Origin of the sequence: Mergibacter septicus (assembly GCF_003265225.1) — a bacterium.
In the GTDB taxonomy this organism is placed as follows: Bacteria; Pseudomonadota; Gammaproteobacteria; order Enterobacterales; family Pasteurellaceae; genus Mergibacter; species Mergibacter septicus.
Genome location: NZ_CP022013.1, coordinates 281,372 through 296,713 on the forward strand (window position 1 = coordinate 281,372; position 15,342 = coordinate 296,713).

The 15,342-nt window shown below is 35.7% G+C and carries 15 protein-coding genes; 12 read left to right on the plus strand and 3 right to left on the minus strand.

Annotated features, from left to right (window positions below; genetic code table 11):
- The first annotated feature begins 182 nt into the window (after positions 1-182).
- Genes coaBC through crp form a run of 5 tightly spaced genes read left to right on the plus strand, consistent with a single transcriptional unit; the run spans position 183 to position 3,459 of the window.
- Positions 183-1,427, plus strand: coding sequence for a bifunctional phosphopantothenoylcysteine decarboxylase/phosphopantothenate--cysteine ligase CoaBC (coaBC, locus tag CEP47_RS01355; RefSeq protein ID WP_261919768.1), 1,245 nt, complete (start codon positions 183-185; stop codon positions 1,425-1,427).
- A gap of 2 nt (positions 1,428-1,429) precedes the next feature.
- Positions 1,430-1,885, plus strand: coding sequence for a dUTP diphosphatase (gene dut, locus CEP47_RS01360; protein ID WP_261919767.1), 456 nt, complete (start codon positions 1,430-1,432; stop codon positions 1,883-1,885).
- 4 nt (positions 1,886-1,889) lie between these two features.
- A complete protein-coding gene (gene slmA, locus CEP47_RS01365; protein ID WP_261919766.1) occupies positions 1,890-2,489 on the plus strand; it encodes a nucleoid occlusion factor SlmA in 600 nt (199 codons plus the stop codon).
- Positions 2,490-2,500: 11 nt separating this feature from the next.
- Positions 2,501-2,725, plus strand: coding sequence for a YheU family protein (locus tag CEP47_RS01370; protein ID WP_261919765.1), 225 nt, complete (start codon positions 2,501-2,503; stop codon positions 2,723-2,725).
- An 11-nt stretch (positions 2,726-2,736) separates the two neighbouring features.
- Entirely contained in the window at positions 2,737-3,459 is a 723-nt protein-coding gene (gene crp, locus CEP47_RS01375; RefSeq protein WP_261919764.1) for a cAMP-activated global transcriptional regulator CRP, read from the plus strand.
- Positions 3,460-3,511: 52 nt separating this feature from the next.
- Here crp and tsaA read toward each other — a convergent pair whose 3' ends face one another.
- On the minus strand, positions 3,512-4,231 hold the full coding sequence (tsaA, locus tag CEP47_RS01380) for a tRNA (N6-threonylcarbamoyladenosine(37)-N6)-methyltransferase TrmO (protein ID WP_261919763.1): 720 nt from the start codon (positions 4,229-4,231) through the stop codon (positions 3,512-3,514).
- 152 nt (positions 4,232-4,383) lie between these two features.
- Here tsaA and CEP47_RS01385 point away from each other — a divergent pair, with 152 nt between their 5' ends.
- The 7 genes from CEP47_RS01385 to CEP47_RS01415 all read left to right on the plus strand — a co-directional run bounded on the left by CEP47_RS01385 (position 4,384) and on the right by CEP47_RS01415 (position 12,667).
- The gene (locus tag CEP47_RS01385; RefSeq protein ID WP_261919762.1) at positions 4,384-5,298 is read left to right on the plus strand and encodes a 1,4-dihydroxy-2-naphthoate polyprenyltransferase; all 915 of its coding nucleotides are present in this window, start codon (positions 4,384-4,386) and stop codon (positions 5,296-5,298) included.
- Positions 5,299-5,359: 61 nt separating this feature from the next.
- Positions 5,360-5,857 (plus strand): ribonuclease E activity regulator RraA, encoded by a 498-nt coding sequence (gene rraA / locus CEP47_RS01390; RefSeq protein ID WP_261919761.1) that lies wholly within the window; start codon positions 5,360-5,362, stop codon positions 5,855-5,857.
- A 133-nt stretch (positions 5,858-5,990) separates the two neighbouring features.
- The gene (locus CEP47_RS01395; RefSeq protein ID WP_261919760.1) at positions 5,991-6,239 is read left to right on the plus strand and encodes a YhdT family protein; all 249 of its coding nucleotides are present in this window, start codon (positions 5,991-5,993) and stop codon (positions 6,237-6,239) included.
- A gap of 14 nt (positions 6,240-6,253) precedes the next feature.
- Entirely contained in the window at positions 6,254-7,678 is a 1,425-nt protein-coding gene (panF, locus tag CEP47_RS01400) for a sodium/pantothenate symporter (protein ID WP_261919759.1), read from the plus strand.
- A 39-nt stretch (positions 7,679-7,717) separates the two neighbouring features.
- Positions 7,718-8,599: a 50S ribosomal protein L11 methyltransferase gene (gene prmA / locus CEP47_RS01405; protein ID WP_261919758.1), complete on the plus strand. Its 882-nt coding sequence runs from the start codon at positions 7,718-7,720 to the stop codon at positions 8,597-8,599.
- Between the two features lie 265 nt (positions 8,600-8,864).
- Positions 8,865-10,250, plus strand: a complete 1,386-nt coding sequence (uhpT, locus tag CEP47_RS01410) for a hexose-6-phosphate:phosphate antiporter (RefSeq protein ID WP_261919757.1) — start codon at positions 8,865-8,867, stop codon at positions 10,248-10,250.
- Positions 10,251-10,660: 410 nt separating this feature from the next.
- Positions 10,661-12,667: a BCCT family transporter gene (locus CEP47_RS01415; RefSeq protein ID WP_261919756.1), complete on the plus strand. Its 2,007-nt coding sequence runs from the start codon at positions 10,661-10,663 to the stop codon at positions 12,665-12,667.
- A gap of 91 nt (positions 12,668-12,758) precedes the next feature.
- Here CEP47_RS01415 and arcA read toward each other — a convergent pair whose 3' ends face one another.
- Together arcA and prfC are read right to left on the minus strand one after the other, a co-directional pair.
- Positions 12,759-13,469, minus strand: a complete 711-nt coding sequence (gene arcA, locus CEP47_RS01420) for a two-component system response regulator ArcA (RefSeq protein ID WP_261919755.1) — start codon at positions 13,467-13,469, stop codon at positions 12,759-12,761.
- 195 nt (positions 13,470-13,664) lie between these two features.
- Complete coding sequence (gene prfC, locus CEP47_RS01425) at positions 13,665-15,254, minus strand: peptide chain release factor 3 (RefSeq protein WP_265482661.1); 1,590 nt, start codon at positions 15,252-15,254, stop codon at positions 13,665-13,667.
- Between the last annotated feature and the right edge of the window lie 88 nt (positions 15,255-15,342).

Consider the following 15,342-nt stretch of genomic DNA (forward strand, 5'->3'; position numbering starts at 1 on the left):
GATAGCTACTATGCGATAAAAAATAAGGGGGAAAGAGATTAAAAAATTTTTTTGCGATGTAGATCGGAATAATTTAGCGTCTTTAATAGCGTTATTTTCTTACTTTAATCGGTGGATATGATTAGCTGATCATTGAAAATTCCAGTAAAATAGTTGCCATTTTAATTTAAGTAGGGGTAAATATGGCACAGGGTGTATATCGGAAACGTATTTTAATTGGTATCAGTGGTGGAATTGCGGCATATAAAACGATTGAATTAATCCGCTTATTGCGTAAACAGCAAGCTGAAGTCCGAGTAGTATTAACCCAAGCAGCAAGCCATTTTGTAACCCCATTAACATTACAAGCAATTTCAGGTAACCCTGTTGCTGAGAGTTTGCTTGACCCACAAGCTGAGTTAGCCATGGGGCATATTGAATTGGCGAAATGGGCAGATTTAATTTTAATTGCCCCTGCTTCTGCTGATTTGATTGCTCGCTTAGCAATGGGAATGGCAAATGATTTGCTAACCACCCTTTGTTTAGCAACTACTGCACCTATTTTTTTAGCACCAGCTATGAATCAACAGATGTATCGGCAAGCTATTGTTCAACAGAATTTAGCCAATTTATGTCAACGAGGGATAACCCTCATAGGCCCTAATAGTGGAGAACAAGCTTGTGGCGATACTGGGATTGGGCGAATGTCTGAACCACAAGAATTATTTGAGTCGATAGCACAATATTTTGTTAAATTGCCTTTATCCTCTCAACAATTAGCTTCCATTAATCAACTACCGAGCCTTAATGTGCTTATTACCGCAGGACCAACAAGAGAACCTCTTGATCCAGTTCGTTATCTTTCCAATCATAGTTCAGGTAAAATGGGGTTTGCGTTAGCACAGGCTTTTGCCGCAGTGGGGGCAAAGGTTACGTTAATTTGTGGTCCTGTCAATTTACCTACTCCTGTTAATGTTACACGAGTAGATGTTCAGACTGCATTAGAAATGTGGCAAAAATCATTGGAATTAGCACCACAGAATCAAATATTTATAGGTTGTGCTGCGGTGGCAGATTATCGGGTAGAACAGATTTCTACACAGAAAATCAAAAAAAGTGGCGATAAAATTCAGCTAAATTTGGTTAAAAATCCAGATATTATTGCTGATGTGGCTCACTTGCCTAATCCTCCTTTTATGGTTGGTTTTGCCGCAGAAACGCAAGATCTAGCAATTTATGCTCAAGATAAATTACAGCGTAAAAAATTAGATATGATTTGTGCTAACGATGTATCTAGCAAGATACAAGGGTTTAATAGTGATAATAATGCCTTACAGCTATTTTGGAAGAATGGTGAATACCAATTACCTTTAGCAAATAAAAAGGAATTAGCACAACGTTTAGTAGAGATAATTATTCAACGTTATCAAGTTAGTCAGGAAGAGTAAGTATGAAAAAAATTGATGTTAAAATTTTAGATTCACGTATTGGAACAACATTTCCCTTACCTACTTATGCAACAGCTGGATCAGCAGGGTTAGATTTACGTGCTTTACTTGATCAACCGTTAGTACTACAACCGGGGGAAACAAAATTAATTCCAACTGGCTTATCTATTTATATTGCTGATCAAAATTTAGCGGCAGTTATTTTACCACGTTCGGGCTTAGGACATAAACATGGTATTGTTTTGGGAAACTTAGTGGGTTTAATTGATTCAGATTATCAAGGTCCTTTGATGGTATCTGCTTGGAATCGTGGTACTGAACCTTTCACTATTGAGGTGGGAGATCGTATTGCACAATTAGTTTTTGTACCTGTGATACAAGCTGAATTTAACTTGGTTGAAGATTTTGAACAAACAGAACGTGGCGAGGGTGGTTTTGGGCATTCAGGAAAGTCGTAAAACGATGCAAAAAGTGAAAAAAAGAAGTCTTAATGAAAGACGCCAGCAAGTACTAACTGTGCTTACTCATATGTTACATTCAAAAGAAGGAATGGAACGTATTACAACTGCACGTTTAGCGGCAGAAGTAGGGGTGTCTGAAGCGGCTCTTTATCGTTATTTCCCAAGTAAAACAAAATTGTTTGAAGCCTTGATCGATCAAATTGAGGCAATATTACTTAATCGGATTAATCAATCCATGAAGTTGCAAACAGATACAAAATTAAGGGTTCATGATATTTTGCAAATGATTTTGGATTTTGCACAAAAGAACCCGGGATTAACTCGAGTGCTAACTGGGCATGCTTTGATGTTTGAGGATAAGGCATTACAAGTAAGGGTGGCAAAGTTTTTTGATCGGCTAGTTTTTCAATTTGCAAATATTTTACAAATGCGAAAATTACGTGAAGGGCGAGGCTTTAAACTTGATGAACAGGTTATAGCAACATATTTAGTTACTCTCTGTGAGGGGCAATTTATGCGTTATGTTCGCTATGATTTTCGTCATATCAGCCAACAGAGTTTTGAACAACAATGGCAATTAATTGAACCAATTTTTGATTAAGTATTAAAGCGATGATTATTCCTTGGCAGCACCTTGAACCCGAAACATTAAAAAATATTATCCAAAGTTTTATCCTGAGAGAAGGAACGGATTATGGGCTATATGAACTCTCTTTAGCAGAAAAAGAGCAACGGTTACAGCAACAAATTGAGCGAGGTGATGTTCTGTTAGTTTGGTCTGAATTGCATCAATCCATAGATCTTAAACCTAAAGCATTTTTTGTTACAAATAAATAGGTCGAATAAGTATGGCAAACACTAATTATAAAACGAGTACGGCAGAACTTATAGATGCGTGTAAAAATGAAGTACTTGCAATCCAACAAGATTCTACTAATCAGAATAATCAATCGACACCTATAGACCCAACAGTGGATTGGTTTTTATCACATTGTCATATTCATCGTTATCCCGCGAAAAGTACTCTTATCCATGCTGGTGAAAAAGCAGAAACCTTATATTATCTGATTAAAGGGTCTGTTGCTGTGTTAGTGAAAGATGAAGATGGGAAAGAGATGATCTTGTCTTATCTTAGTCAAGGGCAATTTTTTGGTGAGATTGGTTTATTTGAACAAGAGCAAGAACGTACCGCTTGGGTGAAAGCAAAAACAACTTGTGAAATTGCTGAAATCTCCTATAAAAAATTTCGTCAATTAATACAATTAAATCCTGAAATTTTGATGTATTTAACCGCACAACTTGCTCGTAGGTTACAAAATACTTCTAAACAGGTTAGTAATTTAGCCTTTTTAGATGTAACAGGGCGAATCGCACAAACATTATTACATTTAGCGAGAATGCCAGAAGCGATGACTCACCCTGATGGAATGCAGATTAAGATTACACGCCAAGAAATTGGGCAAATAGTGGGTTGTTCACGTGAAACGGTTGGGCGAATTTTAAAAATGTTAGAAGATCAAAATTTGATCTCAGCTCACGGTAAAACGATAGTGGTATTTGGTACACGATAGAATAGAATGAAATTTTCCCCACTTAAGTGGGGATAGTGGGGATTTTCTTATTTTAATCTTTGAGTTTGTCGATACTTAAGATGATTGCCTGATCTGGTCGGGTTACCTGCCAGCGAATATTAAAGTTAGCAAGAGAAATACCATAAATTCGTTGCTCTGTTTTTCCTTGTCGATATGCTGGACGAGGATCTTGGGCAATAACATCAGTAATAAAGCGTTGAAAATGGGGTTGAGCTACTAAGATCGTGTTTAACTGTTGTTGAGCCAAATTTGAAAATTGTACGGTTAATTTTTTAGATGGTTTTTCTGTTGCAAAGCCTGCTGTGGCTTCTGGTTCACTATCCGCATAAGGAAGATAAGGTTTAATATCTAAAATCGGAGTTTGATCGACTAAATCAACACTACCAAGATACAGGAATACTTTTCCTTTTTCGGACACAATCTTTTCTAATTTTACTTTAGATAAGCCGATTGGATTCGGACGGTGAGTCGCTCGGGAAGCGAAAACACCTACTCGGCTATTACCACCTAAGCGAGGTGGTCTAACAGTTGTTTTTATCTGTTGTGAATTAATTCGATCAAATTGAAAAATAAGCCAAAGATGGGAAAATTGTTCTAATCCTCGAACCGATTCTATTGTATTGTAAGGAGCGAGCAATTCAATAATACCTTTGCCATCAGGAACTAATTCAGGCTGTCTAGGGACGGAAAATTTTTCATTATATGGGGTATGAATGATGGCAATAGGTGAAAGAATGAGTTCATTATTCATTAAAAATATCCCTAATAAATGATAGTTAATTAGATAAATCCTGTATAAAATCAATAAACCTAGTCAATTTTAGTATAAAATTATTCGTTTCATTTAAATTATTTAAGTATTATTCATATTTACCTTTGAGATTAAAGAGATAGCAATTATTTATGACTCAAAATCAATTAAAAATGTGGTTAGTAACAGCTCGCCCTAAAACGTTACCATTAGCTTTAGCTTCTATTATGACGGGAGCTGCACTTGCTTATCGATTTGAAAGCTTTAATGTAGGGGTTACTTTACTTGCCATTATTACTGCATTATTGTTACAGATAGTATCAAATTTTGCGAATGATTATGGCGATCATTTAAAAGGGGCTGATACTACGGAGCGGATAGGGCCTTTACGTGGTATTCAACAAGGTGCAATTACTGCAACCCAGCTTAAAATTGCGTTGTTGATTTTAATTCTTTTAACTTTAGTCAGTGGTAGCACGTTAATTATACTGGCTTATCATAGTATTAAAGATCTAGTGGTTTTTGGATTATTAGGTATTTTAGCGATTATTGCTTCCATTACTTATACCGTAGGGCGTAAACCATATGGTTATCTAGGATTAGGGGATATTTCTGTTTTAATCTTTTTTGGTTGGTTAGCCGTTGGCGGAACGTTTTATTTGCAAGCGTATTATTTAAATTTAACGGTTTTTTCGGTTGCAACGGCTTCTGGATTATTGGCAGCAGCAGTCTTAAATATTAATAATTTACGAGATCTAGAACAGGATAAAAAGGTTGGGAAAAATACTTTAGCGGTACGTTTGGGAGAACGGAATGCTAAAATATATCATCTTTTTTTATTATCGTTTTCATTCCTTTTATATTGGGCGGCATTATTTAGTTTAACTTGGCATAATATTTATTACTTAATGTTGTTGCCTTTACCCTTATTATTTAAACAAGGGAAAGCCGTTTTATTCGCAACCGATCCAATGCAATTACGTCCATTATTAGCACAAATGGCGATGTTGGCATTATTAATTAATGTATTATTTAGTGTGGCATTAATATTAGGCTTTGATTGGTAATTTAAGATTATCCGTTTATACTAATAACAGTTTATTTCTTTTGATGATTAAGGATAGTGTAATGCGTATTGATACTTCAGAACTTTGTGATATCTATTTTGAACAGATTGATGTAGTTGAACCGATATTTTCGAGTTTTGGTGGTGTTTCGTCATTTTGGGGAAAAATTACCACAGTGAAATGTTTTGAAAGTAACGGATTAATCGCTGAAATTTTAGAAGAAGAAGGGCAAGGACGTGTTTTATTAGTTGATGGCGGCGGTTCTGTTCGTCGGGCATTAATTGATGCTGAATTGGCTCAATTAGCAGCAGACAATGGTTGGGAAGGTATTATTGTTTATGGTGCAGTGCGTCAAATTAGCCAATTAGAAAATATTAATATTGGTATTCAAGCACTTGCACCTATTCCAGTCAGTGCAGATGATGAGAATGATGGAAAAGTTGATCAGCCTGTTAATTTTGGTGGTGTGTCTTTCTATCCTGAAGATTATATTTATGCGGATTTAACTGGAATTATCCTTTCTGAAGAGATGTTAGATTTAGAGACTGAATTAACCTAAATAGATTTATTTGTGCTAAGCATATATTTAATATGAAGATAAAAACTTTGCGTAATATTTACACAGAGTTTTTTTTATGTATAGTGAAGGTTCTAAATTAACCATTACCACCTTCAAATTAAAGGAAAACCTTATGTTAAAAGATTTTCGTTATCAACAAGCGACAAAAGAAGCACGCTGGTCATTATGGATAACATTATTGTATCTTGTTGGCTGGTGTGTTTGTGCATATCTTTCCCCTAAAACCTCAGGCTGGTTAGGCTTTCCATTATGGTTTGAGCTGTCTTGCCTCTATTTACCGATTTTATTTAGTCTGATTGTTTTTGTTGTTACCCGTTTTGTTTATCAAGATATTGATTTAAATAAAAATTCAGAAAAGTAAATAGGGGTAAAAAGATGAATTTAAATTATGCAATTATTTTTCCACTTGTTATTTACTTAACCTGTGTTTTTGCTGCTGCATTTTATGCTTATTACAAACGGAAAACAGGGGATTTTCTCACAGAATATTACTTAGGTAATCGTTCAATGACTGGGATTGTACTGGCAATGACAACAGCTGCCACCTATGCTAGTGCAAGCTCATTTGTTGGAGGACCGGGAGCAGCATATAAATTTGGCTTAGGCTGGGTGTTACTTGCAATGATCCAAGTGCCAGTTGTTTTTTTAGCATTAGGGGCATTGGGAAAGAAATTTGCGTTACTAGCACGGCGTTCTAATGCCTTAACTATCAATGATTTACTTCTTTATCGTTATAAGAATAAGTATTTAGTTTGGATCTCTTGTATTGCCTTATTAATCTCATTTTTTGCGGCAATGACTGTACAATTTATTGGTGGTGCAAGATTACTTGAAACAACCATTGGACTAGAATATCGCCAAGCATTATTTATTTTTGCGATCACCGTGGGATTATATACTTTTATTGGTGGATTTAGAGCAGTGGTCGTTACTGATGTCATTCAAGGAACAGTGATGATGATCGGAACGATTCTATTATTAGCTGGCGTGATCTATGCAGCAGGTGGGATCGAGGTTGCATTAGAGCGTTTAAGTAACATTGATCCGGGTTTGGTAACCCCTATGGGACCAAATAATATGCTGAGTTTTACTTTTATGTCTTCATTTTGGATTTTAGTTTGTTTTGGGGTTGTGGGTTTACCTCATACGGCAATTCGTTGTATGGCATATAAAGATAGTAAAGCGTTACATAATGGAATGATTATTGGTACATTAGTATTAAGCATTATTATGTTGGGAATGCATTTATCTGGTGCATTAGGAAGAGCAATCATTCCAGATTTGAATATACCAGATTTAGTTATACCTACTTTAATGGTACAGGTTTTACCACCAGTTGTGGCAGGTATTTTTCTTGCTGCACCAATGTCTGCGATTATGTCAACCATTGATGCACAGTTAATCCAATCGTCTTCAGTATTCGTCAAAGATCTTTATTTGGCGTATAAACCAGAAATGGCAACTAATCAAAAACGCATTAGTTTATTGTCAACGGGAATTACTTTATTCTTATCCTTTTTCTTGATTTTAGCTGCACTCAATCCACCTAAAATGATTATTTGGCTAAACTTATTTGCTTTTGGTGGCTTAGAAGCGGCATTTTTATGGGTAATAGTGTTGGGATTGTATTGGGAAAAAGCAAATGCAATTGGGGCGATTTGCTCAATGCTGGTTGGCTTGGTAACTTACATTGTATTAACTACATTCGGATTAAAAATATTTGATTTTCACGCTATTGTGCCAGCACTAAGTTTAGGCTTAATTGCGTTTTTAGTCGGCAATAAATTTGGTGAACGTTAATTTTTTATAGCATTTTTTTAAATATTAGAAGGAAAAAATATGGCTTGGGTACAACTTCGTTTGAATAGTACTGATAAAGAAGCAGAAACAATTAGCGACTTTTTAACAGAAATAGGTGCGGTATCCGTGACTTTTATGGATAGTCAAGATACCCCAATTTTTGAACCTTTACCGGGGGAAACACGACTTTGGGGTAATACTGATGTTGTTGCATTATTTGATGCAGAAACTGATATGGCATTGATCTTAGCCGCGTTAAAACAAAGTGGTTTAGTAGCGGCAGAGTTTGCATATAAAATTGAACAAATTGAAGATAAAGATTGGGAAAGAGAGTGGATGGATAATTTCCACCCAATGCAATTTGGAAAAAAATTATGGATTTGTCCAAGCTGGCGACCTGTACCAGATCCCAATGCCGTAAACGTGATGCTTGATCCCGGATTAGCTTTTGGTACAGGCACTCACCCAACTACGGCATTGTGTTTAGAATGGCTAGATAGTTTAGATCTCAAAGGTAAAACGATTATTGATTTTGGGTGTGGTTCAGGCATATTAGCAATTGCAGCTTTAAAACTAGGGGCAAAACAAGCGATAGGAATTGATATTGATCCGCAAGCATTACAAGCAAGTTATGCTAATGCACAGCGCAATGGGGTTGAAGATCGTTTACACTTATATTTACCAACAGAACAGCCTGATAATTTAAAAGCAGAAGTCGTGATCGCGAATATTCTGGCAGGTCCACTAAAAGAATTATCTCCAGTGATTAGTCAATTAGTTTTACCACAAGGGGATCTTGGCTTATCTGGAGTATTAAATACACAAGCTCAAGCGGTGATTACTGCTTATCCTACAAGTTTTGCTTTTGACCCTGTGGTTGAAAGAGAAGAATGGTGTCGTATTACTGCTAAGGCAAATTAAGTACTTAAAAAATAAAAGGGATAGTTTTGATCTGCCCCCAAAAAGTTAGACTACATTTTAATATTGGATAGCATTATTGTTTTTGCTGAATACTTCTTTTTGAGTAATCTCCTAAGTTTTTTTGGAGTTAGATCAAACTCCCAAGCTTTTCACCTTTTCCTTTTCAAGTGGTGTGCTATACTTCGCAAATTTATTTTATCTTGAAAAAATATTTCAGATTGAAGTAAAAGCAATTCAAATTATTAATCTTAACACGAGGTGTTGTATGCTTAATTTCTTACAAGAAGTAAGAAAACCTACATTAGACTTACCAGTAGAAAAACGTCGTCAAATGTGGTTTAAACCGTTTATGCAGTCATATTTAGTCGTATTTATTGGCTATATGACAATGTATTTAATCCGTAAGAATTTTAATGTTGCTCAAAATGATATGATAGCAACTTATGGATTAACTAAAACAGATTTAGGCTATATTGGTTTAGGTTTCTCTATTGCATATGGTATCGGAAAAACGGTTGTTTCTTATTATGCAGATGGTAAGAATACGAAACAATTTATTCCATTTATGCTGATTTTATCTGCGATCTGTATGTTAGGCTTTAGTGCTAGTATGGGAGCAGGCAGTGTGAGTATCTTTTTAATGGTGGCATTTTATGGATTAAGTGGCTTTTTTCAAAGTACAGGTGGTCCATCAAGTTATTCAACCATTACAAAATGGACACCACGTAATAAACGTGGCTCATACCTAGGTTTATGGAATATGTCACATAATATCGGTGGTGCAGCAGCAGCTGGTGTAGCCGTTTTTGGTGCAAATGTGCTGTTTGATGGACACGTAATCGGTATGTTTATCTTCCCATCGGTAATTGCCTTAATTGTTGGTTTTATTGGTTTGCGTTATGGTTCTGATTCCCCAGAAGCCTATGGTTTAGGGAAAGTTGAAGAACTGTTTGAAGAGCCATTGAGTGAAGAAGATCTTGATGCCGAAGAAAATAAACTAACAAAATGGCAGATCTTTGTGCAATATATTCTAAAAAATCCAGTAATTTGGTTGCTTTGTTTTGCAAATATTTTCTTGTATATCGTACGCATTGGGATTGATCAATGGTCACCTGTTTATGCTTATGAAGTATTAGGCTTCTCGAAAGATTATGCTATTTCTGGTTTTGCCTTGTTTGAAATTGGGGCATTAGTAGGAACATTAATGTGGGGAGCTTTATCCGATTTAGCGAATGGACGCCGTGCCTTGGTTGCTTGTGTTGCTTTAATTGCAATTGTGTTTGCTCTTTCACTTTATCAATTTGCAAATAGTGAAGTGATGTATTTAGCCTCAATGTTTATTTTAGGCTTTTTAGTTTTCGGGCCACAACTTTTAATTGGGGTTGCTGCTGTTGGCTTTGTACCGAAAAAAGCAATTAGTGTCGCTGATGGGGTTAAAGGTACTTTTGCCTATTTAATTGGTGATAGTTTTGCAAAATTAGGTTTAGGTATGATCGCAGATGGCACCCCAATTTTTGGATTAACAGGTTGGAGTGGTACTTTTGCTGCATTAGACGTTTCAGCGATAGCTTGTACCGCTTTACTTGCCATTGTGGCGATTGCTGAAGAACGTAAAATTCGCTATTTAAAACGTCAAAAATCGACTAAATAGATAAAAACGTCAATAAATAGAAAGTTAAATACCTAGCAATTTATGCTAGGTATTTTTATTTCGTTAGAATCAAGGATGGTTAAATAATTGCTTTGAACTAATATTTTATACTGAAAAATGCTTTTTTGTAATATACTAAACTACATAATTTGTCTTTTTTAGCATAATATGTTAGTATGTTTCTAATTTGTACACCACATCTTGAACGCTTTTTAGAATTACACGAGATAGGTTTATTGTGAATGGGAAAGTTATAGATACTTATATTGGTATTGATAGCATTTGACCAATTCAATCAATCTTAAATTTCATACCATTATCAGAACTAAATTTAGTCTGAACCTTATATAAAAATTTCTTTATAAAATATAGTGTTACAAATTATTTTGAATGTTAAATGGGAGCTAATTTTGACTATTCTACATAATTTGCGTACTTCAAGTACGTTTAGAACGCCGATATTCCTACCGAGTATCATTTTTATTTTTGCTGTTGTTATTTTTTGTACTGTTTTTCCTCAGACAGCACAAACTGCTTTAAATAGTACAAAAAGCTGGATTTTTACCCACTTTAGCTGGTTTTATGTCTTAGCCGTATCTATTTTTATTCTCTTTTTAATTTTGCTTTGTGCTGGACGTTTAGGGGATATTAAATTAGGTGGTGAAAATGAAGAGCCAGAATATCCTTTCCTTTCGTGGATGGCAATGTTATTTGCTGCGGGTATGGGAATTGGGTTAATGTATTTTGGTGTTGCAGAGCCAATATTACATTATGCGGCTCCACTCAACCCAGAAGCGACTCAGACGGAACGGATTGAAGATGCGATGTTAATGTCCTTCTATCACTGGGGGATTCACGCTTGGGCAATTTATGCCGTAATTGGACTTGCTTTATCTTATTTTGGCTTTCGTTATAAATTACCTTTAACCATTCGTTCAGGTTTTTATCCATTACTCAAACATCGTATTAGTGGTTTTTGGGGGCATTTAATTGATGTAGTTGCATTATGTAGCACGGTTTTTGGGGTTACCACCACTTTAGGATATGGAGCTTTACAACTTGATGCAGGATTAAATGCTATTGGTTGGATTGATAATCGCAGTTTTTCAACCCTATCGATCATTATTGTGATTGTGATGGTATTAGCGATGATCTCAGCGATTACTGGGGTATCAAAAGGAGTTCGCCGCTTGAGTGAAATTAACTTAGGTATGGCGTTATTGTTATTACTTTTTGTTTTAGTGGTGGGACCAACCTTATATTTTTTCACCAGTTTCTCACAAAATTTAGGTAACTATTTAAGTAATTTGATTAGCTTGAGTTTCCGAACCTTTGCAAATGAACCAGACAAACATAGCTGGTTTAATGCGTGGACGATAGTGTATTGGGCGTGGTGGGTTTCTTGGGCACCATTTGTCGGATTATTTATCGCTAAAATTTCTCGTGGGCGTTCAATCCGTGAATTTATTTTAGGGGTTTTATTTGTTCCTTCCCTATTTAATGCTTTATGGATGACCGTATTTGGTAATAGTGCAATTTGGATTGATGAACAAACTCAAGGTAGTTTAACCGCTTTAAAAGATAATACTGAAGCGTTGTTATTTGGCTTTTTTGATCAGTTACCAGCTGGAATGATTGCTTCAGTGATGGCATTGATTATTATCTCACTATTTTTTGTAACCTCTGCCGATTCAGGTATTTATGTTATTAATAATATTGCCTCACAAGGGAAAGATAAATCGCCAGCTTGGCAAAGTGTTTTCTGGGCGGTGTTGTTAACCTTATTGGCTTTAGCTTTATTACGTTCTGATGGTTTATCTGCATTACAGACTATGACCTTGGTTATCGCTTTACCTTTTACCTTCATTATGTTGCTTCTTTGTGTTGGTTTATGGCAAGGTTTAATGGTTGATAATCAATATTTTACGAAGAAATTTGCCCATGGTAGTGCTTTATGGACTGGAAAAACGTGGAAAGAACGTTTAGAGAAAATCTTAAACCAACCACAACGTGCAGATATTCGTTTATTCTTTAGTAATGTTGTTGAGCCTGCGTTTATAGATATTATGAATGAATTACAGTCTTATGGCTTGAATGCAGAAATTAAACACAAAAATCCAAAATCATTACAAATGGCATTGGTGATTAAGAAAGATAATATTCAGAATTTCTTATATGGAGTACGCTGCCAAAAACGGACATTATCTAATGTTTTAATTGAAGATGATAGTTTGCCACATATTGAAAATCGTAATATTTATGAACCAATTACTTATTTTAATGATGGTCGTGAAGGCTATGATGTCCAATATATGACAAAAGATGAAATGATTGCAGATATTCTCAAGCAATATGAACGTTATATGAGTTTAGTCTTAGATGATACTCACGATCTCATCACCAATGATCTAACCTAACTTAAAAGAAAAGTCTGAAAAATTATTTTCAGACTTTTCAAGTGTTTAAGTTTATAAGATAAAAGGTCTGAATTTTTTCAGACCTTTTCTTTTATTCTAATTCCCCACAAAAACGATACCCTTCACCGTGAATAGTGGCAATTAATTCAGGGGTATCTGGGTGGTCTTCAAAATGTTTACGAATACGGCGAATGGTAACATCAACTGTCCGATCATTTGGACGCAATTCACGTCCAGTCATACGGCGTAACAGTTCATCTCGAGTTTGGATTTTTCCCGGATTTTCACAAAAATGTAACATCGCCCTAAACTCACTACGTGGAAGTTTATGAGGTACCCCTTCAGGGGTGATTAAAGTACGGCTGTTTAAATCCAATGTCCAATTATTAAAGCGGTAGTAATCAGGGTGTTTTTCGTGTTCTCGCCCTTTATCCTGCATTGTCCGTTGTAATAAATTTCTTGCACGGATAGTCAATTCTCTTGGATTGAAAGGTTTAGTAATATAATCATCAGCCCCAATTTCTAAACCAAGAATTTTATCCACTTCATTATCACGTCCAGTTAAGAAAATTAATGCTGTATTTGTGTTTTCTCTTAATTCTCTAGCAAGTAGTAAACCATTTTTACCCGGGAGATTAATATCCATAATAACAAGATCAATATGTTTTGACGTGAGTAAACTGTGCATTTGCACACCATCTGACGCTTCAAATACATTGTATCCTTCGGCTTCAAAAATAGATTTCAAGGTATTACGGGTTACGGGTTCGTCTTCAACGATGAGAATGTGTGGTGTACTCATATTTTTTCCTAAAAATATTATGAGATATAGCAAGATTATATAGTTTAATTAACGAAATATTTTATAGTTCGGGGGTATATCCGACAACTGAAAAATGTTAAATTTGTTACATTTCATTTAATTTTATGATCTTTATCATAAAATCAATGCTTGAGATAAAAAAAACAGCACTAAAGCGTGCTGTTTGATTAGGAATTAATGTTCACGAGTTTTAAAGAATTCAACGTCTGGATAGCGTTCTTGGGTTAAATTTAGGTTTACCATTGTTGGTGCAATGTAAGTTAAATTATCTCCCCCATCAAGTGCTAAGTTTTGTTCATTTTTGCGTTTAAATTCTTCAAATTTTTTCCCATCAGCACATTCAACCCAACGAGCGGTTGCTACATTAACAGTTTCATACACCGCTTCAACGTTATATTCACTTTTTAGTCGAGCAACAACAACATCAAATTGAAGAACACCAACCGCACCAACGATTAGATCATTATTCGCTAATGGACGAAAAACCTGCACCGCTCCTTCTTCAGAAAGTTGGACTAAGCCTTTTAATAATTGCTTTTGTTTTAATGGATCTTTTAACCGAATACGGCGGAATAATTCAGGTGCAAAGTTTGGTATGCCCGTAAATTTTAGATCTTCCCCTTGAGTAAAGGTATCACCAATTTGAATGGTACCGTGGTTATGTAACCCAATGATATCACCAGCGTAAGCAGTTTCAGCGTGAGAACGATCGCCTGCCATAAAGGTCAACGCATCGGAAATCACCACATCTTTATTAATTCTAACGTGGCGGAACTTCATCCCTTTTTCATATTTGCCCGAAACAATCCGCATAAAGGCAACACGATCTCGGTGTTTTGGATCCATATTGGCTTGAATTTTGAAGACAAATCCTGTTAGTTTTTCTTCATGTGAGTCAACTAAACGGCTATTTGTTTGGCGAGCTTGAGGAGCTGGCGACCATTCTGTTAAGCCATCTAACATATGATCAACCCCAAAATTACCTAATGCCGTGCCGAAGAAGACAGGAGTTAATTCTCCTTTTAAGAATAGATCTAAATCAAACGGATTGCTTGCCCCTTGCACTAATTCTAGTTCATCTCTTAACTGGCTTGCCAAATCACTACCAACCGCTTGATCTAACTCGGGATTATTTAGCCCTTTAATGATCCGTACTTCTTGGATAGTATGCCCTTGCCCTGTTTGATATAGATAAGTTTCATCTTTATAGAGATGATAAACCCCTTTAAATAGCTTGCCACATCCAATTGGCCAAGTAATAGGAGAACAGTGAATTTTCAAAACACTTTCAACTTCATCTAATAACTCCATCGGATCTCGAATATCACGGTCAAGTTTATTCATAAAAGTTAAAATTGGCGTATCTCGCAACCGTGTTACTTCCATTAATTTAATTGTCCGCTCTTCAACCCCTTTAGCAGAGTCGATCACCATCAGACAACTGTCAACAGCAGTTAAAGTACGATAAGTATCTTCAGAAAAATCTTCGTGTCCAGGAGTATCTAACAAGTTGACTAAACAATCGTTATAAGGAAACTGCATAACAGAGGTGGTAATTGAAATCCCACGTTGTTTTTCCATCTCCATCCAGTCTGATTTAGCGTGCTGACTAGAACCTCGCCCTTTTACCGTTCCAGCGGTTTTAATCGCTTGTCCGTAAAGTAACACTTTTTCAGTAATAGTAGTTTTCCCTGCATCAGGATGCGAGATGATTGCGAAAGTTCTTCGCTTATTGATTTGATTAAGAAAGTTTTGATCTGGCATGGATAACTTCTTTTCGTTCATATACGGATTTGCATATACATTAAGAGATTTTCTCTTGTATTTTAATCCGTAGGTTAATTGTAATTGG

Excerpts from the sequence above, each read along its gene's own strand:
- arcA (WP_261919755.1), bottom strand. The coding sequence starts at position 13,469 with ATGAGTACACCACACATTCTCATCGTTGAAGACGAACCCGTAACCCGT.
- CEP47_RS01385 (WP_261919762.1), top strand. The coding sequence starts at position 4,384 with ATGACTCAAAATCAATTAAAAATGTGGTTAGTAACAGCTCGCCCTAAA.
- slmA (WP_261919766.1), top strand. The coding sequence starts at position 1,890 with ATGCAAAAAGTGAAAAAAAGAAGTCTTAATGAAAGACGCCAGCAAGTA.
- CEP47_RS01395 (WP_261919760.1), top strand. The coding sequence starts at position 5,991 with ATGTTAAAAGATTTTCGTTATCAACAAGCGACAAAAGAAGCACGCTGG.
- prfC (WP_265482661.1), bottom strand. The coding sequence starts at position 15,254 with ATGCCAGATCAAAACTTTCTTAATCAAATCAATAAGCGAAGAACTTTC.
- coaBC (WP_261919768.1), top strand. The coding sequence starts at position 183 with ATGGCACAGGGTGTATATCGGAAACGTATTTTAATTGGTATCAGTGGT.
- tsaA (WP_261919763.1), bottom strand. The coding sequence starts at position 4,231 with ATGAATAATGAACTCATTCTTTCACCTATTGCCATCATTCATACCCCA.
- dut (WP_261919767.1), top strand. The coding sequence starts at position 1,430 with ATGAAAAAAATTGATGTTAAAATTTTAGATTCACGTATTGGAACAACA.
- prmA (WP_261919758.1), top strand. The coding sequence starts at position 7,718 with ATGGCTTGGGTACAACTTCGTTTGAATAGTACTGATAAAGAAGCAGAA.
- panF (WP_261919759.1), top strand. The coding sequence starts at position 6,254 with ATGAATTTAAATTATGCAATTATTTTTCCACTTGTTATTTACTTAACC.
- crp (WP_261919764.1), top strand. The coding sequence starts at position 2,737 with ATGGCAAACACTAATTATAAAACGAGTACGGCAGAACTTATAGATGCG.
- uhpT (WP_261919757.1), top strand. The coding sequence starts at position 8,865 with ATGCTTAATTTCTTACAAGAAGTAAGAAAACCTACATTAGACTTACCA.
- CEP47_RS01370 (WP_261919765.1), top strand. The coding sequence starts at position 2,501 with ATGATTATTCCTTGGCAGCACCTTGAACCCGAAACATTAAAAAATATT.
- rraA (WP_261919761.1), top strand. The coding sequence starts at position 5,360 with ATGCGTATTGATACTTCAGAACTTTGTGATATCTATTTTGAACAGATT.